The organism is Actinosynnema sp. NPDC091369, from assembly GCF_044757065.1.
Taxonomy (GTDB): Bacteria; Actinomycetota; Actinomycetes; order Mycobacteriales; family Pseudonocardiaceae; genus Actinosynnema.
In genome coordinates, this window is the sequence record NZ_JBIVUG010000003.1 from 61,009 (window position 1) to 85,419 (window position 24,411).

The window sequence follows — 24,411 nt, forward strand, 5'->3', positions numbered from 1 at the left end:
GAACGTAGAACTCGGGGGTCCTGAGTGTTCGACTCTCGGGACCTGAGCGTTCGACTCTCGGGTGGGTTAGAAGTGGCCGTGGCGGCCGTGGCCCGAGTGGAAGCGGCGGAGGCCCTGTTCGACCTCGGTCAGGGAGACCTCGCCGTGCGAGAGTTCGTTGGCCAGGGCGTCGGACTCCGACAGGGACTCCTGATCCAGGACGGACAGGCGGTCGTGGCGCAGGCACACCTGGGGGAACGCGGCCAGCTCCAGCGCCAGGGCCTCCGCCGCCGCACGGGAGGCGCCCGGCGGCACGACGCGGTTCACCAGGCCGATGGCCAGGGCTTCGTCGGCGTCCACCGGGCGGCCGGTCAGGACCAGGTCCAGGGCGCGGGACGTCCCGATGAGCCGCGGCAGGCGCACCGTCCCGCCGTCGATCAGCGGCACGCCCCACCGCCGGCAGAACACCCCGAACACCGCGTCCGAGTCCGCCACCCGCAGGTCGCACCACAGGGCCAGCTCCAGGCCGCCCGCCACCGCGTGCCCGGACACGGCCGCGATGACCGGCTTCGACAGCCGCAACCGCGTCGGCCCCATCGGGCCGGACGGCGACGCGGGGTCGTTGCCGCGCGGCGTCCCCAACGCCTTCAGGTCCGCACCCGAGCAGAACGTGCCGCCCTCGCCGTGCAGCACGGCCACCGCCGCCGTCGGGTCCTCGTCGAACTCCCGGAACACCTCGGTCAACGTGTGCGCGGTCGGCCCGTCCACCGCGTTGCGCACCGCGGGCCGGTTCAGCAGCACGGTGAACACCGGTCCCGACCGCTCCACCCGCACGGCGCTCACAGCTTCGGCAACCCCCGCTCCACGATCGCGCCGAAGTCGACCCCGCGCGGCAGCGTGCCGAACGCCACGCCCCAGTCGCCCGACAGCCGCGACGCGCAGAACGCGTCCGCCACCGCCGGGTGCCCGTACCGCACCAGCAACGCGCCCTGCAACGCCAACGCCATCCGCTCCACCAGCCTGCGCGCCCGCACCTCCAGGTCGGCCACGTCGGTCAGCTCGGCCTTGATCCCGTCGACCGCCGCGTCCAGCCGGCGGTCCGCGCCCCGCGCGGCGTCCAGCTCGCCGAAGAACTCCGCCACCGCCTCCGGCGAACGCCCGAGCGCGCGCAACGCGTCCAGCGCCGCCACGTTCCCCGAACCCTCCCAGATGGACATCAGCGGCGATTCGCGGAACAGCCGGGGCATGCCCGAGTCCTCGATGTACCCGTTGCCGCCCAGGCACTCCAGCGCCTCGGCGGCGTGCGCGGGCGCCCGCTTGCACACCCAGTACTTGCTCACCGCCAGCCCGAGCCTGCTCCGGTTGCCCGCCAGCCACAACGCCACCGTCGTCGCGGCCTCGGACTCCACCGCCAGGTCGGCCAGCACGTTGCGCATCGCGGGCTGGTCGACCAGGTACGCCCCGAACGCCTTGCGGTGCGCCGCGTGGTGCGTGGCCTGCGTCAGCCCCAGCCGCATCCCGGACGCCGAGCCGAGCACGCAGTCCAGCCGGGTCATGTTCACCATCTCGATGATGGTCCGCACGCCCTGCCCCTCCTCGCCGACCAGCCAGCCGACCGCGCCGTCGTACTCCAGCTCCGCGGACGCGTTGGACTTGTTGCCGAGCTTGTCCTTGAGCCGTTGCAGGAACATGGCGTTGCGCGTGCCGTCGGGCAGCACGCGCGGCAGCACGAAGCACGACAGGCCGCCCGGCGCCTGCGCCAGGGTCAGGAACAGGTCCGACATGGGCGCGGAGGTGAACCACTTGTGCCCGGTCAGCACGTGGTGGTCGCCGACCGGCACGGCCCGCGTGGTGTTCGCCCGCACGTCCGAGCCGCCCTGCTTCTCGGTCATCGACATGCCCGCGATCAGCCCGCGCTTGGACGACGGCGCGCGCAGCCCGAAGTCGTACTCCCGCGACGCCAGCAGCGGCTCGTACCGCGCGGCGAGCTCGGGCGTGCGGCGCAGCGCGGGCACGGCCGCGTACGTCATCGAGATCGGGCACCCGTGGCCCGCCTCGGCCTGGCTCCACACGTAGAACTTGGCCGCGCGGGCGACGTGCGCGCCCGGCCGGTCGTCCTGCCACGGCGCGGCGTGCAGCCCGTGCGACACCGCGGTCGTCATGAGCTCGTGCCAGGCCGGGTGGAACTCGACCTCGTCGACCCGGTGCCCGTACCGGTCGTGGGTGTGCAGCACGGGCGGGTGCGCGTTCGCCAGGCGTCCCAGGTCCTGGACGTGCGGGGTGCCCGCGAGGACGCCGAGCTCGCGCACCTCGGGTTCGGCCCACTCCGCGCCGCCGCGCCGCAGGCCGTCCAGCAGCGCCGGGTCCGCGGCGACGTCGTGGCCCGCCAGCGGCGGGACCTGGTTGGTCACCTCATGAGTGGCGTGGGTCATAACCACGTAGCGTACTACCAGCCGGTAACTTGCGGTCGGCCCAAATTTGGGGGTGCTGATCAAGCTCCGGCGGCCTAACGTCGGTGCCGTGAGGGATCACGCAGGGGAAGCTGACCACGAGCGGGCGGTGGCCGCGTTGCGCGGCCAGTACGCGGCGATCCCGGCCGGCGCGCCGGTGCGCCTGGCCAAGGCGACGTCGAACTTGTTCCGGTTCCGCGCCGACCAGACCGGCGGGCTCGACGTGGCCCGGTTCGACCGGGTCCTGTCGGTGGACGCCGGGGCCCGGACCGCGCAGGTCCAGGGCATGACGACCTACGAGCACCTGGTGGACGCCACCCTGCCGCACGGCCTCATGCCGCTGGTCGTGCCGCAGCTCAAGACGATCACGCTGGGCGGCGCGGTGGCGGGCCTGGGCATCGAGTCCAGCTCGTTCCGCAACGGCCTGCCGCACGAGTCGGTGCGCGAGCTGGAGGTGATGACCGGTGACGGCGAGGTGGTCGTGGTGAAGCCGGGCGACGACCTGTTCCGCGGGTTCCCGAACTCCTACGGCACGTTGGGCTACGCGCTCCGGCTGGACATCGAGCTCGAACCGGTCAAACCGTACGTCCGACTGCGACACGTGCCGTTCGCCGACGCGGCCGAGTGCGCGCGGGTCATCGCGCAGGTCTGCGCGGACCGCTTCTACCAGGGCGAACCGGTCGACTTCGTGGACGGGACGGTGTTCACCGGCCGCGAGCAGTACCTGACCCTGGCGAACTGGGCCGACACCGCGCCGTTCACCTCCGACTACACCGGCAACGACATCTACTACCGCTCGATCCAGCGGCGCAGCGTCGACTACCTGACCGTGCGGGACTACCTGTGGCGGTGGGACACCGACTGGTTCTGGTGCTCGCGCGCGTTCGGCGTGCAGCACCCGGTCGTGCGGCGGCTCGTGCCCAAGCGGTACCTGCGGTCCGACGTGTACCGCAAGGTGGTGGCGTGGGACCGGCGGCACAAGCTGTCGGACCGGTTGAACAAGGCCGTGCAGGAGCCGGTGATCCAGGACGTGGAGATCCCGGTGGACCGGCTCGCCGAGTTCCTGGACTTCTTCCACCGCGAGATCGGCATCAGCCCGGTGTGGCTGTGCCCGGTGCGGTTGCGGAGCCGGGAGGACGGGCAGCCCGCCGGCTGGCCGCTGTACCCGATGGACCCGGACGTGCTGTACGTCAACGTCGGCTTCTGGTCGACGGTGTCGCTGCGGCCCGACGAGGAGCTGGGCAGCCGCAACCGGTTGATCGAGGACAAGGTCACCGAGCTCGGCGGGCACAAGTCCCTGTACTCCGACTCCTACTACGACGAGGAGGAGTTCTGGGAGAACTACAACGGCCCGACGTACCGGGACCTGAAGGAGCGGTACGACCCGGCGGGTCGACTGCCCGATTTGTACGCCAAGTGTGTTCTCCGTAGGTGAAGGGAGCCGGGGTCATGCGGTTGGCGGAGGTGTTCCAGCGGGCGGTCGGAGGCGGCGCGTCCGTGCGGTTCAGCGCGTACGACGGCAGCCACGCGGGGCCGGCCGACGCGGGTGTGAGCATCGAGGTGCGCACACCGGAGGCGTTGTCGTACCTGGCGTCGGCGCCGGGTGAACTGGGGTTGGCGCGCGCGTACGTGACCGGGCACCTGGAGATCATCGGTGACGTGTACGGCGCGCTGAAGCAGCTGTCCGAGATCTCGTTGCGCGAGGTGCCCTGGGGCGAGCGGCTGGAGCTGCTGGCGACGCTCGGGCGCACCAGGCTGGGCACGAAGATCGAGGTGCCGGCGCAGGAGCGGCGGTTGCGCGGCCTGCGGCACTCCAAGGCGCGCGACCGCGAGGCGATCGCGCACCACTACGACGTGTCGAACACGTTCTACGAGTGGGTGCTGGGTCCGTCCATGGCGTACACGTGCGCCGTGTACCCGACCGCCGAGTCCACTCTGGAGCAGGCGCAGTTCGCCAAGCACGACCTGGTGGCGCGCAAGCTCGGGCTCAAGCCGGGGATGCGGTTGCTGGACGTCGGCTGCGGCTGGGGCGGGATGGTCATGCACGCCGCGCGCGAGTACGGCGTCAAGGCGCTCGGCGTGACGCTGTCGCGCAACCAGGCGGAGTGGGCGCAGAAGGCCATCGTGGAGGCCGGGCTGTCCGACCTGGCCGAGGTGCGCTACCTCGACTACCGGGACGTGCGGGAGACCGGGTTCGACGCGGTCAGCTCGATCGGCCTGACCGAGCACATCGGCAAGGCGAAGCTGCCCGCGTACTTCCGGTCCCTGTACGGCAAGCTCAAGCCCGGCGGGCGGATGCTCAACCACTGCATCACCCGGCCGGACAACAAGCAGCCCGCGCGGACCGGCGGGTTCATCAACCGGTACGTGTTCCCGGACGGCGAGCTGGTCGGGCCGGGGCACCTGGTGTCGCTGATGCACGACACCGGGTTCGAGGTGCGGCACGAGGAGAACCTGCGCGAGCACTACGCCATGACGTTGGCGGCGTGGTGCGACAACCTGGAGAAGCACTGGGACGACGCGGTGACCGAGGTGGGCCTGGGTCGGGCGCGGGTGTGGCGGCTGTACCTGGCCGCGTCCCGGTTGGGCTTCGAGCGCAACAACATCCAGCTGCACCAGGTGCTGGGCGTGAAGCTGGACGGCACCACGTCGCACATGCCGCTGCGGCCGGAGTGGCTGGGCTGAGCCGACGCGTTCCGGGTGGTGCGGCCGTCGGTCACGCCACCCGGAACCGCAGCGGCGTCGAGGGCACCGGCTCGGTCTCGTCGACCTCGGTGACGGCGCCGTCCGCGACCGAGGCGACGACCTGCCGCCACATCGCCGCCGCGCCTGCGTTGGCGTGGTCGAACGTCAGCGTCCACGTGATGAAGTACGCCTCACGGCCCGCTTCGGTGAAGTAGTGGTCCAGGTCCGCCCTCGTGATCCAACCGGTCACGACAACTGGTCGACGATCTGGCGGACCTGGTTCGACGGGATGGCGAAGCCGATGCCGACGCTGCCCGCCTCACCGCTGTCGGAGGCGGGCGAGTAGATCGCCGAGTTGATGCCGACGACCTGGCCCGCCGAGTTCACCAGCGGCCCGCCCGAGTTGCCCGGGTTGATCGACGCGTCGGTCTGGATCGCCTGGTAGCTGACCGACGACGAGCCGCGGCGGCCGGTCGACGTGCCCGGCACGGTCACCGTGCGGTCCAGGGCGCTGACGATGCCCGACGTCACGGTCCCTTGCAGCCCTTCCGGCGAGCCGATCGCGACGACCTGGTCACCGATCTTCACCTGGCCGGAGTCGCCGAACGTCGCGGGCGTCAACCCGCTCACCCCCGCGGCCCGCACGACCGCGAGGTCGCTGGACGGGTCCGTGCCCACCACCGAGGCGTCCACGGTGCGGCCGTCGCTCAACGTCACCGTGACCTGCCCCGCACCCGACACCACGTGGTTGTTGGTCAGGATCCGCCCGTCCGCCGTCAGCACGACACCGGAGCCGAGGCCCTGCCCTTGCGCCGTCACCACGTTCACCTGCACCACGCTCGGCAGCACGCGGGCCGCGACCGCCGAGACGTCCGGGGTGGACGAGGCGTTCACGGCCACCGGGCCGCTCACCGGCGACACCGCGGCGGACGGCGCGTTCAGCGCGCCCACCACTCCGCCGGTGACACCGCCGAACACCGCGGCCACCAGCGCCGCCGACGTCACCACCGCGCCGGTCCGACGCCGCCAGAACGGCGCCCGCTGCTCCAACGACCCGCTCATCGCGGGGAACTCCTGTGTCGTCGTCATGGTCCCAGCGTCGGCCCGGAGCCTATGAGCGAGCTGAGCGCCCGATCAGGACTTGCCAAGAATCGCGCGGACCTCGTCGGCGGTCAGCAGCGCCGACCCGAACAGCGAGCCCTGCGCGCCCGTGACGCCCAGCTCGGCCAGCCGCCGCGCCTCGACCTCCGTGCGCACGCCCGCCGCGAACAGGGGCAGCCCCAACGTCCGCGACCACGTCAGCAGCGCCACGGCCGCGCTCTCCTCCAGCCGGCTCGCGCCCTCGGCGAGCCCGAACACCGGGGAGCCCTGGAACTTCACCGCGGCCAGCGGGATGCGCCGCAACCGGTCCACCGGCACGTTGCCGCCGCCGACCTGGTCGAGCACCAGCCGCACGCCGTGCTCGGCGAGGTAGGTCAGCTCGTCCACCTGGTCGTCGCTGATCAGCGCGGGCAGCTGCTCGCCCAGCTCGAACTGCAGCAGCCTGGCCGGCAGCCCGCTCTCCCGCAACGCGCCGCGCACGGTCGCCACCAGCTCCGGCTCCTGGCACTGCCGCGCGGTCAGGTCCATGCTCAGCACGGGCGCGGCGTCGCCGAACTCCGCGTGCCACCGGCCGGCGTCGGCACAGGCTTGCGCGATGGCCCACTTGCCCAGCCGCGCCGCCATCCCGGTGCACGTCGACAGCGACACCAGCTCCTGCGGGTCGAGCACGCCCTCGGTCGGGTGGTCCCACCGCAACCGCGCCTCGACGGCCAGCAGCGACCCGTCCGCCAGCGCGTGCACCGGTTCGTAGTCGACCCGGAACTCGCCCTGCTCCAGCCCGCCGGAGATCGACGCCGCCAACCGCATCCGGGCCCGTTCGCGCTGGTCGCGAGTCTTGTCGTAGAGCGCCCACTGCGCCTTGCCGTCGTCCTTGGCCCACCGCACGGTCAGGTCGACGCACCGCAGCAGCTCGACCGCGTCCGCCCCTCGTGCCGGCCGCACCACGATCCCGACGCTGGCCGTCACGCCGATGCCGTCGTCGCCCACCCAGACGGGCTCGGCGAGCAGCTCCACGGCCGACTCGGCGAGCGCCACCACGGAAGCCACGTCCAGCGGGTCGCGGATCAGCACGCCGAACTCGTCGGGTCCGATCCGGGCGAGCTGCCCGACGCCGTCGAACACCGAACGGAGGTGGCCGGCGACCGCGGTGAGGATGTCGTTGCCGACCTGGTGCCCGTAGGCGTCGTTGACGACCCGGAAGCCGTCGAGGTCGAACACGACCAGCGCGAGCGTCGCGGGGCCGCGGGTGCCGACCGCGCTCTCCAGCCAGCCGACGAACTGCGCCCGGTTCGGCAAGCCGGTCTGCACGTCGTGCAGGCTCTGCCGGACCAGCTGGGACTGCAACGCGCGGACCTCGTCCAGGCTCTCGATCATGGTCACGTAGAACGCGGGCTCGCCGTCGTCGTCGCGCAGCAGGGCCAGGGCGATGAGCACGTTGACCAGCTCGCCGTCGGCGCGCACCAGCCGGGTCTCCGCGCGGACGTGCTCGCGGCCGGCGTGTAACTGCTGGGCGATCCGGGAGATCACGTCCCGCTCGTCCGGGTGGATCAGGTCCCTGCCGCGCGACCCGACCAGCTCCTCGGCGGTGCGGTCCAGCATGGCGAGCATGGCGTCGTTGCAGTCGAGGATCACGCCCTCGACGTCGGAGATCGCGATGGCCAGCGCGGAGGTCTGGAAGACGGCGCGGAACTTCGCCTCACCCGCCCGGACCGCGGACTCCGTCGAACGGGTGGTGCTCAGCTCGTGGTCGTGCTGCTGCTCGTCCAGCGTGCGGCGGCACAGCGCGTCGGTGAACCCGGCGGCGAGCGCGCCCAGCGCGGACATCAGGCGCGGCGTCCGGTCGGTGGTCAGGTGCTCGCCGACGAACGCGAGCGTGCGCTCCAGCACCTCGGGCGCCGCCAGGTCGTGCTCGACCAGGCTCTGGCCGACGTGGCGGGCCCGTTCGGCGGGGCCGTCGGGGTGGACGGCGGCGTGCAGGTCGTCGGCGAGCCCGGCGAGCACGTGCTCCAGCGGGTCGCCGGGCGGGGTGCCCGGTGCGATGGCGGCGGCCCAGCGGCGTGCGAAGTCGTCCCGCGGTTGAGCGGGTTCGTCACCGAGTCTCGCTGCGTCTGCCATCGTCATTCAGCTCTGCGGGGCCAATCGTCACGGGTCACTCTGCGCGCATTTCCGGACCATTTGTCACTCGAATGGAGGAATGAGGACCACTGGTCCCGGTCAGCTTACTGGCCACCGACCGCGTTGCGGCAAGACGATCAACTCGGGTCTTCAGCGGGCCGTGATCTTCGCGTCCGCTTGACCTCCAGGAAGGTCGAGCTTCTAGCGTCGTCGCCATGGCTGTGACTGTGCTGGGACTGGGGGAGATGGGGAGCGCGCTGGCCGCGGCGTTCCTCGCGGGCGGGCAGCGGACCACGGTGTGGAACCGCACGCCGGGCAAGGCGGACGCGCTCGTCGCCAAGGGAGCGGAGAGCGCGTCGACGGCGGAGGAGGCCGTCGCGGGCGGTGACCTCGTGGTGGTGAACGTCAAGGGCAACGAGGCGGCACGCGCCGTGCTGGAGTCGGCCGGGTCGTTGGCCGGCCGGGTGGTGGTGAACCTGTCCGACGGGACGTCCGGCGAGGCGCGTGAGCTGGCGGCGTGGGTCGCGGGACGGGGTGCGCGATACGTGCACGGGCAGATCATGACCATCGCACCGGCTATCGGGCATGCCGATTCGGTGGTGTTCTACGGCGGTGACGAGACCGCTTTCAAAGATCACAACGCGGTGCTGTTGTTGTTGGGTGGTCGTGCGACTTTTCTAGGGGACGACGCGGGCATGCCGGCGCTGTTCGGGATGGCGATGAACGGCACGATGTGGGGCACGCTCAACGGGTTCCTGCACGCGGCGGCGTTGTTGTCGAGCCAGGGCGTGGAGGTGAGGCGGTTCGTGGAGGCGGCGTCGGCGTCGTTGGCCGGGCTGCTGGGCTACCTGCCGTCGTTGGCGGACGAGGTGGACCGGGGTGAGCACGCGGTGCCGTTCGGCGCGTTGAAGCACCACCTGCCGGCGGTGGAGGACCTGGTGCGGGAGAGCCGGGAGCGGGGGATCGACGTCGGGCTGCCGTCGTACACGTCCGAGCTGGTCCGGGCCGCGGTGGCGGCCGGGCACGGTGACGACAGCTACTCGCGGCTGGTCGAGCGGTTCCGGTCGCCGGCGTCCTGAGCGTTCAACTCGGGTGTTCCGAACGTAGGACTCTCGCGTTCCGAGCGCAGGACTCGCGGGAGTCCTGCGCTCGGAACGCGGGGGACGGGTCAGGCGACGGTGGAGAGGACGGAGGCGATGCGGGTGGCGATGCGGTCGTTGTCGGTCGGCGCGAGGCTCAGCCAGCCGTCCTCGTGGACCATCAGGTAGCGACCCTGAGGGGTGTCGAACCAGGTGATCAGCGCACCCGCCCGGTCACGCCGGTAGCCGCCGCCCACCGTGACGCCGAACTGGCCGCCCGCGACGCGGTTCGCGGCCAGCTCGCTCACCGCGGTCGCGTCCTCGCGCGACAGCCCGGCCTTCTGCAGCGCCTCGCGCTCGTCCAGCTCGCCGCTGCCGCCCCAAGGGTCGTCGTCCTCGTCGTCGGGCTGCTCGTCCTGCATCGCGACGGCCGCGTTCAGCGTCTCCAGCCGCAGGGACAACGCGCTGCCCGGCCCGGCGGACCCGTCCGGCAGCACCTCCACGATCGACCGGGCCAACGCCGTCGGCCGGATCTCCAGCACGCCGATCGAGCCGCTGTCGATCACCGCCATGGCCGCCCGGTTGCCGTCCGACACGGCCACCGCGCGCACCGCCCGGTCCACGTGCGCGACCGCGTCCACGGCCACCTCGTGGTCGCCGAGCAGCCGGAGCAGCTCCACCAGCCTGGGGGCGGGCTCGCCGTACGCGGCGAGCACGTCCTCCCGCAAACGCTTGCGCTCCTCCTCGGTGTCACCCAGGCTCGGCACGTCCAGCGGGTACGGCAGCCGGCCGAGGTCCAGGTGGTGCCACAGCACGTCCAGCTCACGGGGCGTGAGCAGGAACTCCGGCTCGATCACGACTGGTCGCCCTTCTTCTTGGGCTTCGCACCGCCGATGACCGACGGGGGCAGGTGCTCGCCGGGCACCTCGAAGATGTCCTCACCGCGGATGTACGCCGCGGCCCGGTGCTCCTTGTCCTCGCCCTGCTGGCCGCCCGCCGGGGCGCCGCCCATCGGCGCGCCACCCGCCATCGGGGACGCCGCCGCCGCGCCGCCGGGGCCGAACCCGCCGACCGGCATCGGGCCGCGCGGGCCCTGGCCGCCGATCGCGCCCGTCGACCCGCCCGCGGCCAGCGAGCCGCCGGCACCACCGGCGCCACCGGACCCGGTCGGGCCGAACCCACCGGCGCCACCGCCGAAGCCGCCGGGGGGCATGCCACCGCCGGGGATGCGCGCACCGGGCACGCCGCCGCCGCCACCGCCGCCACCCGCGCCGCCACCCGCGCCGCCGCCACCGGGCAGCGGAGGCGTGCCGGGGCTGCCGGCCGGGATGTAGGCCGGCGGCTTCACGCCGGGAGGCAGGGTGCCGCCGCCCTGGCGGGGCACGGTGTTCGGGTTGGCCGGCTGGTACGGCGGCACGTAGCCGCCGCCGCTGCCGGGCGGGGTGTAGCCGCTGCTGGAGGGCGGCGTGTAGGTGTAGCCCGAGTTCGTGCTCGACGGCGGCGTGTACGGGTTCGCCACCGGCACCTGCGCCGCCGCGGCGGCGGCCGTCGTGCCCTCGGGCCGGTACATCTGCTGCGGGGCCGACGGAGCCGACGGGGCCGCGCCGGAGGCGTACGTGGCCGGGCTGCCGTACGACCCGGGCGCGGTCGGGTACGACGCGGCGGGCGCCGAGTACCCGGACGGCTGCGTGGCCGACGTCTGCTGCGTCGGCTGGTAGGTCTGCGGCGCGTCCATCGCCCGCGCCGCCTGCATCGGCTGGGCCTGCGTCGCCGCGTACCCCGAGGGGGCCGTGGCGCCGCCCGAGCTGCCCAGGGCGTCCACGCCCGCGCCCGCCAGCGTGGCGGTCGACGCGGACCGCAGCATCGCGACCTGCGGCTCCTCGGTGCGGCCGGTGACCGGGTTGAACGGCGCGCTGAACTGCGGCGTGGTCTGGTCGACCGCCTGCGACTCGCGCTCCATCGTGCTCATGACCGTCACGGCGTGCTCGTGCAGCGCCCGCGCGTGGTCGTTGGCGGCCTGCACGTCGGCGGCGGAGCTGGCCAAGCCCTGGATGCCGCCCGCGGTGAACACGCCGGTGGCCTGGTCCCAGTTGAACTCGACCGGCTCGGGCATGCTCGCCCGCGCGTTCTCCATGATCTGGGACTCGTCCTGCACCCGCTTGCCGACCTCGACCGCGGTCTCGGCGGTGTGCGTGACCCAGTCGGCCAGGCCCTTGATCGCCAGCCGCGCCGCGTCCGCCGCGTCACCCGTCCAGCCGGACTCGGTGAGCGCGACCCGCTCGTTGATCAGCCGGGCGGCCTCGGTCAGCTCGGTGCCGAACTGGCCCCACTCCGCGCCGATCTCCCCCGTCTGGCCGGGGTCGTTGTTGTGGTGCACCGCCTCGTACAGCTCGCGGTGCGACCGCGACGCCCAGTTCTGGGTGTCGGTGAGGACCAGGTCGACCTCACGCTCTTCCCGGACCAGCCGCTTGAGCTGCAATTCCGTCTGCGCGCGCTCCGCCATCGTCGCCAGCCCCCTTTAGTTCCCGCTCAGCTTGCGCAGCTCGACGCTGCTCTCGTCGTCGACCGCGGTGAAGTTGCGGATCGCGTTCTGCACCGAGTCGTGCGTCTGCTGCAGCACCTCGCGGTAGGCCGTCATCACGGCCACGAACGACCTCGGGTCGCCGTCCGCGCGCGCCTCGAACTTCTGCGCCAGCCGGTCGCCGACGGGGTTGCGGCCGATCGGCGCGGGGCGGGCCAGCCGGCCGGCGCGCTCCAGCCACGAGTCGACCTGGTCCATCTGCTCCAGGAGCATCTTGCGCAGTTCCTCGCCGGTGGCGGGATCGAGCGACACCCGGCCGGAGTTCACGGTCTCCCGGAGCGCCACGACCTGACCGTTGACGGTCGGGACCTCCTGGGGCGGGGCCACTTCATCCCCGGTTTCGGCGATGTACATCGGTATCCCTCGCGAAGGCAGCCTGCTGGACGAAACCCACCATCGCGGTGTCCTCCAACGCCCGGCCAACGCGCGCCCAACGCGGCCCGCCGGAGCGCCGCGACGACTGTGGGAAACTCTTCGACTACACGGTGACAACGCCGAAAGGGCTTGCGGATGCGGGTGAACCTGCTTGGCCCCGTCGAGCTGGTTTCCGCAGGTGGGGAGGCTGTTCGGCTGGGCGCGGCCAAGCGGCGGACGGTGCTCGCGGCACTCGCGCTCGAGCTGAACCGCGTGGTGTCCGGCGACCGGCTGCTGGAGCTGGTGTGGGACGGCTCACCGCCGCCGCAGGCCAAGGCCGCCCTCCAGGGCCACATCGCCCAGCTGCGCAAGGTGCTCTCCGGCGGTGTCGCGCTCGTCACCCGCGCCCCCGGCTACGTGCTGACCGGCGAACGCGCGGCCGTCGACGTGTTCCGGTTCGAGGACCTGCTGGCGAGCGCGCGCGAGGCGGCGGACGACGACGCGGTGCGGCTGCTGCGGGAGGCGTTGGCGCTGTGGCGCGGCCCGCTGCTCGCCGACGTGCCGGGCGACCAGCTCCGGGAGGCGGTGTCGGCCCGGCTGGAGGAGCTGCGGCTGGTGGCCGTGCAGGAGCTCGCGACCCGGCTGACGCGGCTGGACCGGGCGGCCGAGGCGGTGTCCGCGCTGCGCGACGCGGTGGACGCCAACCCGTTGCGCGAGGCGCTGGTGTCGCGGCTGGTGCTGGCGCTGCACTGGACCGGGCGGCAGGCCGAGGCGCTGGCGCTGTTCCACCGGACGCGGGAGCGGCTGGTCGACGAGCTGGGCGTGGACCCGGGGCCGGAGCTGCGGGAGGCTTACCAGACCGTGCTGGCGGGTGACACCGCGCCGGCCGCGCCGGTGGAACGCGCGCCCGCGCAGCTGCCGCGCGAGCACCGCGGGTTCGTCGGGCGCGAGGAGGAGCTGTCCGACCTCGGCGCGGCGTTGATCGGGCAGGACTCGGCGATCGGGCTGCTGGTGGGTCCGGCCGGGGTGGGCAAGACGGCGTTGGCGCTGCGGTGGGCGCACGGCGTGGCCGGGGACTTCCCGGACGGGCAGCTGTTCGTGAACCTGCGCGGGTTCGACGAGACCGAGCCGCTGGACCCGCGCACGGCGTTGATCGGGTTCCTGCGGGCGCTGGGGCTGACGGACTCGCAGATCGCGGTGGACCTGGAGGGCCAGGCCGCGCAGTACCGGTCGCTGCTGGCCGGCCGGCGGGTGCTGGTGTTCCTGGACAACGCCCGGTCGGCCGAGCAGGTCCGGCCGCTGCTGCCCGGTTCGGCGCGGTGCCTGGTGCTGGTGACGAGCAGGCACCGGCTGGACGACCTGGTGGTGACCGAGGGCGCGTCGTCGCTGCACGTGCCGACGTTGCCGGAGTCGAGCGCCGAGGACCTGCTGACCGCGCTGCTGGGACGGCAGCGCATCGAGCAGGAGCCGGACGCGGTGGCCGAGCTGGTGGAGCTGTGCGACCGGCTGCCGCTGGCGCTGCGGATCGCGGGCGCGCGGTTGGCGTCACGGCCGCGGTGGACGATCCAGTCGCTGGTCGACGAGCTGCGCGACGAGCAGGGGCGGCTGTCGGCGCTGTCGTTGCCGGAGGCGGGGCGCGGGGTGCACGCGGCGCTGGCGGTGAGCTACCGGGAGCTGCCGGAGGGCGCGGCGCGGCTGTTCCGGCGGCTGGGCCTGCACCCCGGGACCGACCTGGACAGCTACACGGCGGCGGCGTTGCTGGACATCAACGTGGTCAGCGCGCGCACCCACCTGCGGACCCTGGCGTACGCGAACCTGCTGCACGAGTCGACGCCGGACCGGTACTCGCGGCACGACCTCGTGCGGCTGTTCACGCACCACCTGGCGGCCACCGAGTCCGAAGTGGACAACCAGGTGGCGACCAACCGGCTGCTGGACTACTACCTGCACGTGGCCGACCGGGCGCGGGCGCACCTGTCGGACCACGTGCGGCCGTTCGGGCCGGCCGAGCACCGGCCCGCGTCGTTCCCGGAGCTGTCGTCGCACGCGGCGGCGCTGGACTGGTTCACGCTGGAGGAGGCGAACCTCGGGCTGGCGCTGGACATCGCGGTCAACGGCGGGCAGCGGGAGCGGACGTGGCAGCTCGCGCTGTGCCTGGACGCGTTCCACTTCCGCCGGGGCAACCGGCTGGACCGGCTGGCGCTGTGCCGCATCGGGCTGGCGGCGGCGCGGTCGTTGGGCGACCGGCACGCGGAGGCGACGTTCCTGCTGCGGCTGGGGTCGACGCTGGCCGACATGGGGCGGATCGACGAGGCGGTCGAGGCGTGCACGCGGGCGGCGTCGTTGGCGGACGGCGACCGGCACCTGGAGCTGGCGGCGTTGGCGAACCTCGGGTACTGCCTGATGGCGGACGACCAGCTCGACCGCGCGCAGGAGACGATCCTGGAGGCGCTGGAGGTGGCGCGGGAGGTCGGGGACAACCGGTCGCAGGCGAGCATCCAGAACAACCTGGCGAACGTGCTGCTGCGCAAGCACCAGCCGGAGGAGGCGTTGCGGCACGCGACGGAGGCGTTGAGCCTGTTCCCGTCCGCGCCGTCGAAGGCGCACACGGCCACGTTGCACACCGTGGGCGCGGCGTCGCAGCAACTGGGCCGTGCCGACGAGGCCCTGGAGTCGTACCGCGCGGGCCTGGCCCTGGCCGCCCGCTTGGGCGACCGCTACCAGGAGGCTTTGTGCCACCGCGCGATCGGTGACGTGCTGGAGCAGTCGGAGGGCCAGGCCGCCGCCCGTCCGCACTGGCTGGCCGCCCTCCAGCTGTACCGGGACCTGCGCCTGCCCGACGCCGACGACGTGGCCCGCAAGCTGGACCTGACCACCCTCCCGCTCCCGGACCACCGCCCGCACGCGTCCTGAGCGTTGAACTCGGGGGACCTGAGCGTTCGACTCTCGGGTCCTGAGCGTTCGACTCACGCGAGAGTCGAACACTCAGGACCCGTGAGTCGAACGTTCGGGACCGGTGAGTTCAACGCTCGGGTCAGCGGCGGGTGGGGGTGCCGGTCATGGAGGCCGGGTAGGGGCCGGCGGTGGTGCCGTCCGGTTGGTCCACGTACGCCTCGCCGGTGGTGCTGAAGCGGTCCGGGGAGGCGGTGCCCTCCTGGTGGCTGCGGGCGGTGCCCAGGAGGGAGCCGTCCGGAGGACGGCGGCGAGCACCGCGAAGGCGTGCGGGAGCGTGCGCGGCCGGGTCGGTCGTTCGGTCATCTCTCGTCCCCACTGCTGGGCGGATGATCACCCGACCCTGCCGGCGGCGGTTGTGCCCTTCTCTATAACGCGCGCCCCGCCGTCACTCGCTCGGGTGACGGCGGCATCCGGCGCGGACGACGGGACGTGCCCACACTGGAGGTCGGTTCGGTTGACCGGACGGAGCACCGCGTGGACGTCTCCCCGGCCGGACTGGCGGCCGACTTGCGCAGGCTCCGCCGCGGTCGCGGGGCCCAGGCGGCGCGCCTCGGCGACGAGGTCGGCCCGGCGTTGCGGGCGCTGTGCGGTGTCCGCGACACCGACTCGCACGCCGCGGTCCGGGAGAAGGTCCGCGCGACGCTGCGCGGGTGGAGCGAGGGGCTGCCGGTCGACCTGCGGGCGGTGTTCGTCGCCGCGCTCGCGCTGGACGTCGACGTGGCCGGGAAGTTCCTGGGCGACCGGGAGCGGTCGCTGGCCGTCGCGCTGCACCGCGACGTCCGCACCGTCCGGCGACGCGTCGAAGAGGCGATCGACCTGTTCGCCGAGAACGCCGCCGCCCGGCTCGACCCACCGGCAGGCGAGGCCGACCACTGGCACGTCGAGCGGCGGGAGGCGCTGGTCCGCCTGGACGTGCCGGAGCCGCAGTGCGTCGAGCGCTGGGTGGTGCTGGCCGAGCACGACATCGGCGACCGCGTCCGGGTGCCGGTGACCCCGCCGTGCGGGCCGTCCCGGGCCGCGGCGGGCCTGCGGGTCGTGCCGCTCTTCGGGGTCGAGGTGGCCGGCGAGCAGCGGACGCCGGACGGACGCCTCCTGCTCGACCTGCGCCTGCCCCGCACCCTGCACGCGGGTCAGCGGCACGAGTGCGGCCTGGTCGTCACCGCCGCGGGTGACGGCACCCGCGCGCACCACCTCTACCGCCCGGAACGGCGGTGCGAGTCGTTCGAGGTGACGGTCCGGTTCCCGGCCGCGCACGTGCCCGCCGCGATCAGCCCGGTCCGGGGAACGCTCGCGACCGACCGGGAGACGGCCGAGGAGGAGCTGGTGGTCGACGCGGTGCACGAGGCGCACGCCGCTTTCGCGGACCTGCGTCCCGGGCACGTCTACGGCATCCGCTGGCGGCCCGAGGTGCCCGGCACCTGAACGGGAGCGGTCAGCGGCGCAGCACGGTGGTGCCGTCGGACGTCCCGGTGTGGGTGAGGCGCTTGGCGAAGCAGTCGTCCGGACCGATGCGCTCGCGGTCGCACCACGCGTTCGCCTCCGCGCCGGTGGCGTACGTGTGGGGCACCACCGTGACCCAGAAGTCACCGCTGTCGAAGCTGACGAAGTCCGCGGAGGACAGCAGCAGCGCGTTCGGGTACCTGGCCTCGGTGAGCTGGAAGTCCCGCCAGATGTCCTCGTGGGTGAACCGCACCCCGTGCACCACGAGCCCCACCCGCTTCGAGGACAGCTGCGGCACCCACCGGTCCACGAGGGACTCGACCGCCGCCCGGTCGGCGGCCACCTGCGCGTCCAGGTTGCGGCGTGCGACTTCGTCGGGCGGGACGGCGCTGGTGGTGGGCGTGGTGGTGGTTGTGGTGACCGGCGCCGGTGTCCACGTCCACGTCGGCACCCGGGGGGTCGCCGCGCCCGCCTCAGCCGCCGTCGCGACGCCCGCGACCCGGCGGTTCGAGTAGCGCACCGCGACCACGGACGCCGCCACCAGCGTGATGGCGACCACCACCACCGCGGTGACCAGGAGCGGCAGCGGGAGGCGCGGGGCGTCCGGTCGGTCCTGGACGGACCAGCTCCCGAGGTCCGCGCCGCAGGCCGTGCAGTACCGGAGGCCGGGCGTCTGACCGGTTCCACACCTGCCGCAGACGTTCATGGGGCGTCCCTGCCGTGTCGTGGCGAAGAAGACAGACCACGCTAGCCCCGGCCTCGCCGCCGCGCCGCCCCGTGCGGCGTTTGGCCACTATTTGGCCGTTGGTTGTCCAACGTCAGCCGGTCGCCCGCGCCGCCGCGCGGCCCGCCACCCGGCCGGAGAACAGGCACCCGCCCAGGAACGTGCCCTCCAGCGCGCGGTAGCCGTGGACGCCGCCGCCGCCGAAACCGGACGCCTCACCGGCCGCGTACACGCCTTCGAGGACGGTGCCGTCGCCCTTCAGCACCCGGGCCGACAGGTCGGTGTGCAGGCCGCCCAGCGTCTTGCGGGTCAGCACGGACAGGCGCACCGCGATCAGCGGCCCGGCCTTCGGGTCCAGCAACGGGTGCGGCTCGACGACGCGGATCAGCTTGTCGGTGATGAACTTGCGGGCCTCGCGCATGGCGTTGATCTGCATGTCCTTGCCGAGCCCCGACACCACCTGCCGGTCGCGCTCGACGATCGTGCGCCGCAGCGCCGCCGCGTCGATCAACGACGTGCCGGTGAGCGCGTTCATCCCGGCGGCCAGCTCCTCCGGCGTGCGGCCGAAGATGAACTCCTCGGACCGCTTGGCGAACTCCTCGACCGGCGCGACCGCGCCCGGCATGGCCCGCTTCAGCACGGCCCGCACGTCCTTGCCGGTCAGGTCGGGGTTCTGCTCCGACCCGGACAGCGCGAACTCCTTGCCGATGATCCTGGAGTTCAGGACGAACCACGAGTAGCCGTGCCCGGTCTTCACGATGTGCTCCAACGCGCCCAGCGCGTCGAACCCGGGGAACAGCGGGATCGGCAGCCGCGAGCCGGTCGCGTCCAGCCACAGCGACGACGGACCGGGCAGGATGCGGATGCCGTGCCTGCTCCACACCGGGGCGTAGTTGGCGATGCCCTCCGGGTAGTGCCACATCCGGTCCTCGTTGATGATCTCGCCGCCGGTGTCCTGCACGACCTTGAGCATCTCGCCGTCCACGTGGTCGGGCACGCCCGACAGCATGTGCTCGGGCGGCGTGCCCAGGCGGGACGGCCAGTTGCGGCGCACCATCTCGTGGTTGGCCCCGATGCCGCCGGAGGTGACGACCACGGCCTGCGCGCGCAGCTCGAACTCCCCGGACACCGCCCGCGAGCTCGGCTCGCCCCGGCCGGCCGTGCTGACCTCCAGCACCTCGCCGCGCACGCCGTCGACCGCGCCGCCGGTGGTGGTCAGCCCGGTCACCCGGTGCCGGAACTTCAGCTGCACGAGCCCGCGCGCCACGCCCTCGCGCACCCGCCGCTCGAACGGCGCGACGATGCCCGGCCCGGTGCCCCAGGTGACGTGGAAGCGCGGCACGGAGTTGCCGTGGCCGTCGGCCAGGTACCCGCCGCGCTCGGCCCACTGCACGAGCGGGAACCAGCGCACGCCCATCGCGTGCAGCCACGACCGCTTCTCGCCGGCCGCGAAGTGCACGTACGCCTCGGCCCACTGACGCGGCCAGTGGTCGGCGTCCCGGTCGAACGCGGCCGAGCCCAGCCAGTCCTGGAGGGCGAGCTCCGCCGAGTCCTTGACCTTCAGCCGCCGCTGCTCCGGGCTGTCGACCAGGAACAACCCGCCGAACGACCAGAACGCCTGACCTCCGAGCGAGGCTTCCGGCTCCTGGTCGAGCAGGATGACCTTGCGCCCGGCGTCGACCAGTTCGGCCGTGGCGACGAGGCCCGCGAGGCCCGCGCCGACGACGATGACATCCGCATCCGCCATCGGGCGAGTCTAGATCGAAGTCCGACGGCGGACGAGAGTTGAACAAAATTCACTTTAGGGAGTTGGTGCACGGTGTCGTACGCGGGGGACAGCGGTGAGGTCAGCGCGGTGTGGCGGCCGGTGGCCGAGGTGGACGCGATCGACCGGCCGCGGACCCGGAACCGGCTGGTCGCGCCCGGCTCCGTCACGCGCGGGCAGTTCGGGCTGTTCGACTGGCGGATGGAGCCGCGCGCCGGCGGCCCCGAGCCGCACTTCCACCGGACGTTCTCGGAGTCGTTCTACGTGATCTCCGGAGCGGTTCGGCTCTTCAACGGTGACAACTGGGTAACGGGCACGGCGGGTGATTTCCTGTACGTCCCGGAAGGCGGTGTGCACGCTTTCCGGAACGACTCCGACGAACCGGCGTCGATGTTGATCCTGTTCGCCCCCGCCCCGCCGCGGGAGAAGTACTTCCGGGAACTGGCGGAGATCGTGGATTCCGGTCGGCAGCTCAGCGCGCCGGAGTGGGCCGAGTTCTACGCCCGGCACGACCAGTACATGGTCTGAGCTGCGGTGACGGGGAAGTTGAGGCCGCCGGCCGTGCGGTGGGGGGAACCGTTCGGCCGGCGGCGGTCGGGCGTGCGTGGGCGCACCTGCAACGTCTCGGGGAGAGGTGCCGCGCGGGCTTGGGGGGAGGTGCCCTGCGGGCCTGACGTCCGGTGCGGCGTCCACGTGCCGACCAGCAGTAGAACGGGTGGTGACCTGCGGGTGTTCCCCCGGGGGCGGCAGGGTGTCGGGAGTCACGCTGAGTGGTCGGCGGCCCTCGTCGCGGGCCGCGGATCAGGCGTCGCCGCGCAGCTCGGTCATCCGGGTCTCCGCCTCCGCGAGCTTGTCCCGGGCGGTCCCGGCGCGGCGCTTGGCCTTCGCCAGCCTGGTCGACGCCTCCTGCTCGGCCTGCTGCGCCCGCCGCAGCTCGGCCTGGAGCGCGGCAGTGTGCTCCTCGCGCTCGGCCAGGGCCTGCTCGGCCTCCGCGACGGCCGCGTCCGCCTTCCGCACGTCGTCCCGCGCGCCGCTGATCTCGTCGCGCGCCCGGGCGAGCTGCCGCTCCCGCCGCTGTTCACGGCGTGGCGCCAGGTCGTCGCGCACCGGGGTCGCGGTCTCGCTCAACGGGCCGAAGCCGGACTGCTCGACCGGCTTGACCAGCCGTCCCGCCCGGATCCGCGCGCCGAGCACGGCGTCGGCCAGCGCCGCGGTCAACGTGGTGCGCACCTGCTGCACGGCGTCGGGTCCGAGCGGCCGGCCCGCGTCTCCGGCCAGCGCCTCCACCCGCCGCACGAGCGCGCTCAGCACGGCCCGCCGCCGCGCGCTCAGCTGCCGCAAAGCCCCGCCGCGCAGCTCCTCCTGCGCCGCGCGCAGCTCGTCACCCAGAGCGAGCGCCTCGGTCAGGTCCGCCGCGGCCTCGCGGGCCAGCAGGTTCAGCGCCCACGCCGACGAGGTGGGCTTGCGCAGCGCCGCGACCTGCTTGGCCAACGCCTTGTCGCCGCGGTCGGCGGCCAGCCGGGCGTGGGCGTCGCGGGCCGCGACGAACTCCGCCGGCGGCAGTGCGTACAGCTCGTCGGCTATCCGGTCGATCGGTGCGGCGTCCACGATGTCGACCAGTGTGCCCGCCATCGCGTTGATGTGCGATTTGTTACGGATTCGCAGCCCACTCGAACGGTTCACCGTTGACAGTGTTTGACATTCCGACCGGTCGGCTCTTGACTGGAGGTGTCGCACCCGTTCCGGTGTTGTGCGGCACTTCTCGCGTGTTTGCGCAATAGACCGTTCAGTCCAATGTGGACTTTCCTATTGGGCTGAACGTCCGATTGTTACCCGGGGGCCGGGGAGATGTGCTTGCGCCAATCTTTCCCCACGAAGGGTTTGCGCCGTGATCAACTCAGGAAGCCGGTGGAGACACCGCACCAGTGCGGCCTTGCTGGCCGCCGTGCTGGGCACCACTGGGTTCGGCTTCGCCGCCGGGTCGGCCGTCGCGCAAGAGGCGCCCTCCGCGCCCGCGCCCGCCGACAAGCAGCTCGACAAGCAGGACCGGGAGCGCATCGCCGAGGCCGAGCAGGCCGGTCAGGCGAACGTCACGCTCCTGGTCGCCGCCGAAGAGGGCAAGCTGGACTCCGCCGCCAACGACCTCAAGGCCCTCGGCGGCGTGGTCGAGTCCACCGAACGCGATGTCGACTACCTCAAGGTCTCGGTGCCCCGGGACAAGGCCGAGAAGGCCGCCAAGCTCGCGTCCGTGAACTCGGTGGACGTGGACGGCCTGGTCGTCCTGGACGACCCGCGCCCGGACGGCGCGACCTCGCCGCTGCCGCAGCCGGCGCCGGGCGCGAAGACGCCCAAGAAGAACCCGTACATGCCGACGCAGGACACCAAGGCGGCGCAGTTCACCGACGAGCACCCCAAGTGGGACGGCCGCGGCACGACGATCGCCATCATGGACTCCGGCATCGACCTGGACCACCCGGCGCTGGCGACCACCACGACCGGTGAGCGCAAGGTCGTCGACTGGTACAACGCCAACGCCACCAACTCCGGCGACGGCACCTGGTTGCAGGTCTCCGGCCGCTACAACGGCAAGTTCACCGCGGGCGGCGCGAACTACACCGCGCCCGCCACCGGCGGCCCGTTCAGCTTCGGCACGTTCCGCGAGACCGCGGGCGACCTGGGCCTGGCCAACAGCGAGACCGGCGGTGACATCAACCGCGACGGCGACCGCACCGACTCCTTCGGCGTGCTGCAGGACATCACGACCAAGGAGGTCCGGGTCGACACCGACGGCGACGGTGACTTCACCGACCAGGCCGCGATGATCGACTACAAGTACAAGAAGGACGTCGGCCACTTCGGCGCGGACAACCCGGCCACGCCGGTGCTGGACACCGTGGCGTTCGTGGTGCAGACCGACAAGTCGAACTACGACGCGGCCGGCACGGCGTGGGTCAACATCGGCATCTCCGCCGCGGCGCACGGCTCGCACGTCGCGGGCATCACCGCGGCGAACAAGATGTTCGGCGGCAAGATGGCCGGCGCCGCCCCCGGCGCGAAGCTGATGGCCGTCAAGGTCTGCCTGTCCACCCCGTCGTGCACCAACAGCGGCCTGATCGACGGCCTGCTGTACGCGGCGCGCAACGGCGCGGACGTCGTCAACATCTCCATCGGCGGCCTGCCGGCGCTCAACGACGGCAACAACGCGCGTGCGGAGCTCTACAACCGCACCATCGCCGAGTACAACGTGCAGGTGTTCATCTCCGCGGGCAACAGCGGCGGCGGCGCGAACACCGTCGGCGACCCGTCGGTCGCCACGGACGCGATGAGCGTCGGCTCGTACATCACCGCGGACACCTGGCTGTCCAACTACGGCTCGGTGACCAAGCAGAAGGAAGGTCTGCACGGCTTCTCGTCGCGCGGTCCGCGTGAGGACGGCGGCTTCAAGCCGAACATCGTCGCGCCCGGCTCGGCGATCTCGACCGTGCCGCAGTGGCAGGTCCCCGGCCCGGTGGCCGGCACCTACGACCTGCCCGCGGGCTACGCGATGTTCAACGGCACGTCGATGGCCTCGCCCCAGGCGACCGGCGCCGCCGCGCTGCTGATCAGCGCGTACAAGGCCGAGCACAACGGCGAGCGCCCGCCCGTCGCGGCGCTGCGCAACGCGATCCAGTCCGGCGCCAAGTGGGTCTCCACCCTCCAGGCGTACGAGCAGGGCGCGGGCCTGTTCGACACCAAGCGCGCGTGGGAGCAGCTCAACGCCCACCCGGAGACGCAGGCGGTCGGCACCTCGGTGACCGTGAACACCGCGCTGTCGGGCCTGCTGGCCACCCCGAACACGGGTGTCGGCATCCACGACCGCGAGGGCGTCGTCGTGGGCAAGGAGTACACCCGCACCTACACCCTGACCCGCACCACGGGCCCGAACCGCAACCAGCAGTTCCTGGTGAACTGGCAGGGCAACGACGGCACGTTCTCGTCGAAGTCCCTGGTCAGCCTGCCGCTGAACACGCCGGTGACGTTCGACGTCAAGGTCAAGCCGGCCAAGGCGGGCGCGCACTCGGCCGTGCTGCGGCTGGACAACCCGGGCACCCGCGGCATCGACGTGTTCACCCTGAACACGGTGTTCGCCGCGGACGAGTTCACCGCGGCGGGCAAGTACGCGGTGACCAAGACCGGCACGATCGCGCGCAACCAGTCGAAGAGCTTCTTCGTGAACGTGCCCGCGGGCACGAGCGCGCTGAAGGTCGACATGGCGGCGGGCGGCGAGGCCGGCAAGGGCCAGGTCCGGTTCCTGCGCTACGACCCGTACGGCGTGCCGTTCGACACCACGTCGTCGACCAACTGCTACAACCCCGACGCGGGCGCCGGCTGCGCCGGTGGCTCGCCGACCAGCCGCACGGTCAGCAACCCGCTGCCGGGCGTGTGGGAGATCGTGGTCGAGGCCCGGCGCACGTCCGACGCCGACGCCGCGCCGTACTCGGTGACCGCGTCCGTGCTGGGCACGACGATCAGCCCGAACCCGGACACCGTCGAGTCGGCCACGATCGGCACGCCGATCAGCCGCGAGTACGCGGTGACCAACTCGCTGGCCGCGTTCACCGGCAAGCTCGTCGGCGGTTCCCTGGCCAGCGCCCGGATCGACCGCCCGACCATCGCCGACGCGGCGGTCCAGCTCTACGACCTGACCGTGGCCCCGGGCTCCACGTCGCTGCGCGCGACGATCGGCCGGACCAGCGACGTGTCGGCCGACCTGGACCTGTTCGTCTACAACTGCACCACCGGCACGTGCGTGCTGGCCGGTCAGTCGGCGGACGGCGACTCGGAGGAGTCGGTGACGATCGCCAACCCGGCCGCGGGCGCGTGGCGGGTGCAGGTCGACGGCTACGAGGTGCCCGCGGGCACCACGGAGTACGACTACATCGACCTGTTCGCCGCCGCCGGCCTCGGCTCGGTCGCGGTGACCGACACCGACTCGGAGCGGACCGCGGGCGAGACGTGGACCGTTCCGGCGACGGTCACCGCCGGTGGCCAGGCCGGTGCGGGCCGGGTGCTGCGCGGTGAGCTGACCGTGCAGACCTCGGACGGCGCCATCGTCGGCCGCGGCGCGGTGATCCTGAAGAACGTGGCCTGACGCCACACCCGGAAGACCCTCAGGGCCATCCCCGCCGCGCGCGGGGGTGGCC

Annotated in this window: 19 protein-coding genes; 7 read left to right on the top strand and 12 right to left on the bottom strand. The window is 72.8% G+C overall.

The window, feature by feature from the left end; all coding sequences use genetic code 11:
• Nucleotides 1-66: 66 nt before the first annotated feature.
• Nucleotides 67-822, bottom strand: a complete 756-nt coding sequence (locus ACIQMJ_RS12755; RefSeq protein WP_499761124.1) for a crotonase/enoyl-CoA hydratase family protein — start codon at nt 820-822, stop codon at nt 67-69.
• Complete coding sequence (locus ACIQMJ_RS12760; protein ID WP_499761125.1) at nt 819-2,411, bottom strand: acyl-CoA dehydrogenase family protein; 1,593 nt, start codon at nt 2,409-2,411, stop codon at nt 819-821. The genes ACIQMJ_RS12755 and ACIQMJ_RS12760 overlap by 4 nt, the downstream gene beginning before the upstream one ends.
• 88 nt (nt 2,412-2,499) lie before the next feature.
• Between ACIQMJ_RS12760 and ACIQMJ_RS12765 the strand changes: the two genes are divergently transcribed.
• Nucleotides 2,500-3,864: an FAD-binding oxidoreductase gene (locus tag ACIQMJ_RS12765; RefSeq protein WP_499761126.1), complete on the top strand. Its 1,365-nt coding sequence runs from the start codon at nt 2,500-2,502 to the stop codon at nt 3,862-3,864.
• A 14-nt stretch (nt 3,865-3,878) separates the two neighbouring features.
• Complete coding sequence (locus ACIQMJ_RS12770) at nt 3,879-5,114, top strand: class I SAM-dependent methyltransferase (protein WP_499761127.1); 1,236 nt, start codon at nt 3,879-3,881, stop codon at nt 5,112-5,114.
• A 31-nt stretch (nt 5,115-5,145) separates the two neighbouring features.
• Here ACIQMJ_RS12770 and ACIQMJ_RS12775 read toward each other — a convergent pair whose 3' ends face one another.
• The 3 genes from ACIQMJ_RS12775 to ACIQMJ_RS12785 are packed head-to-tail and all read right to left on the bottom strand — an operon-like array spanning nt 5,146 to nt 8,330.
• Nucleotides 5,146-5,364, bottom strand: coding sequence for a hypothetical protein (locus ACIQMJ_RS12775; protein ID WP_499761128.1), 219 nt, complete (start codon nt 5,362-5,364; stop codon nt 5,146-5,148).
• A complete protein-coding gene (locus ACIQMJ_RS12780; RefSeq protein WP_499761129.1) occupies nt 5,361-6,203 on the bottom strand; it encodes a S1C family serine protease in 843 nt (280 codons plus the stop codon). Before ACIQMJ_RS12780 ends, ACIQMJ_RS12775 begins: the two co-directional genes overlap by 4 nt.
• Before the next feature lie 45 nt (nt 6,204-6,248).
• Nucleotides 6,249-8,330: a putative bifunctional diguanylate cyclase/phosphodiesterase gene (locus ACIQMJ_RS12785; RefSeq protein WP_499761130.1), complete on the bottom strand. Its 2,082-nt coding sequence runs from the start codon at nt 8,328-8,330 to the stop codon at nt 6,249-6,251.
• 215 nt (nt 8,331-8,545) lie between these two features.
• Here ACIQMJ_RS12785 and ACIQMJ_RS12790 point away from each other — a divergent pair, with 215 nt between their 5' ends.
• On the top strand, nt 8,546-9,409 hold the full coding sequence (locus tag ACIQMJ_RS12790) for an NAD(P)-dependent oxidoreductase (protein WP_499761131.1): 864 nt from the start codon (nt 8,546-8,548) through the stop codon (nt 9,407-9,409).
• A gap of 89 nt (nt 9,410-9,498) precedes the next feature.
• Here ACIQMJ_RS12790 and ACIQMJ_RS12795 read toward each other — a convergent pair whose 3' ends face one another.
• The 3 genes from ACIQMJ_RS12795 to ACIQMJ_RS12805 are packed head-to-tail and all read right to left on the bottom strand — an operon-like array spanning nt 9,499 to nt 12,344.
• The gene (locus ACIQMJ_RS12795) at nt 9,499-10,266 is read right to left on the bottom strand and encodes an ESX secretion-associated protein EspG (RefSeq protein ID WP_499761132.1); all 768 of its coding nucleotides are present in this window, start codon (nt 10,264-10,266) and stop codon (nt 9,499-9,501) included.
• Nucleotides 10,263-11,912 carry a PPE domain-containing protein gene (locus tag ACIQMJ_RS12800; protein ID WP_499761133.1) on the bottom strand — a complete coding sequence of 550 codons (1,650 nt, stop codon included), beginning with the start codon at nt 11,910-11,912 and terminating at the stop codon, nt 10,263-10,265. Before ACIQMJ_RS12800 ends, ACIQMJ_RS12795 begins: the two co-directional genes overlap by 4 nt.
• Before the next feature lie 15 nt (nt 11,913-11,927).
• Nucleotides 11,928-12,344: a hypothetical protein gene (locus tag ACIQMJ_RS12805; protein WP_499761134.1), complete on the bottom strand. Its 417-nt coding sequence runs from the start codon at nt 12,342-12,344 to the stop codon at nt 11,928-11,930.
• 156 nt (nt 12,345-12,500) lie between these two features.
• Here ACIQMJ_RS12805 and ACIQMJ_RS12810 point away from each other — a divergent pair, with 156 nt between their 5' ends.
• Nucleotides 12,501-15,257 (top strand): AfsR/SARP family transcriptional regulator, encoded by a 2,757-nt coding sequence (locus ACIQMJ_RS12810; protein WP_499761135.1) that lies wholly within the window; start codon nt 12,501-12,503, stop codon nt 15,255-15,257.
• A 121-nt stretch (nt 15,258-15,378) separates the two neighbouring features.
• Here ACIQMJ_RS12810 and ACIQMJ_RS12815 read toward each other — a convergent pair whose 3' ends face one another.
• A complete protein-coding gene (locus ACIQMJ_RS12815) occupies nt 15,379-15,615 on the bottom strand; it encodes a hypothetical protein (RefSeq protein WP_499761136.1) in 237 nt (78 codons plus the stop codon).
• A gap of 158 nt (nt 15,616-15,773) precedes the next feature.
• On the opposite strand from ACIQMJ_RS12815, the gene ACIQMJ_RS12820 reads away from it, so the two are divergent.
• Complete coding sequence (locus ACIQMJ_RS12820; RefSeq protein WP_499761137.1) at nt 15,774-16,721, top strand: hypothetical protein; 948 nt, start codon at nt 15,774-15,776, stop codon at nt 16,719-16,721.
• Nucleotides 16,722-16,731: 10 nt separating this feature from the next.
• On the opposite strand, the gene ACIQMJ_RS12825 is transcribed toward ACIQMJ_RS12820, so the two are convergent.
• Both ACIQMJ_RS12825 and ACIQMJ_RS12830 read right to left on the bottom strand, forming a co-directional pair.
• Nucleotides 16,732-17,445 carry a zinc ribbon domain-containing protein gene (locus tag ACIQMJ_RS12825; protein WP_499761138.1) on the bottom strand — a complete coding sequence of 238 codons (714 nt, stop codon included), beginning with the start codon at nt 17,443-17,445 and terminating at the stop codon, nt 16,732-16,734.
• Nucleotides 17,446-17,557: 112 nt separating this feature from the next.
• Nucleotides 17,558-19,210 carry an FAD-binding dehydrogenase gene (locus ACIQMJ_RS12830; protein WP_499761139.1) on the bottom strand — a complete coding sequence of 551 codons (1,653 nt, stop codon included), beginning with the start codon at nt 19,208-19,210 and terminating at the stop codon, nt 17,558-17,560.
• A 72-nt stretch (nt 19,211-19,282) separates the two neighbouring features.
• On the opposite strand from ACIQMJ_RS12830, the gene ACIQMJ_RS12835 reads away from it, so the two are divergent.
• Nucleotides 19,283-19,756, top strand: coding sequence for a cupin domain-containing protein (locus ACIQMJ_RS12835; RefSeq protein WP_499761140.1), 474 nt, complete (start codon nt 19,283-19,285; stop codon nt 19,754-19,756).
• A 273-nt stretch (nt 19,757-20,029) separates the two neighbouring features.
• Here ACIQMJ_RS12835 and ACIQMJ_RS12840 read toward each other — a convergent pair whose 3' ends face one another.
• A complete protein-coding gene (locus ACIQMJ_RS12840) occupies nt 20,030-20,860 on the bottom strand; it encodes a hypothetical protein (protein ID WP_499761141.1) in 831 nt (276 codons plus the stop codon).
• A 256-nt stretch (nt 20,861-21,116) separates the two neighbouring features.
• Here ACIQMJ_RS12840 and ACIQMJ_RS12845 point away from each other — a divergent pair, with 256 nt between their 5' ends.
• Nucleotides 21,117-24,359: a S8 family serine peptidase gene (locus ACIQMJ_RS12845; protein ID WP_499761142.1), complete on the top strand. Its 3,243-nt coding sequence runs from the start codon at nt 21,117-21,119 to the stop codon at nt 24,357-24,359.
• The last annotated feature ends 52 nt before the right edge of the window (nt 24,360-24,411 follow it).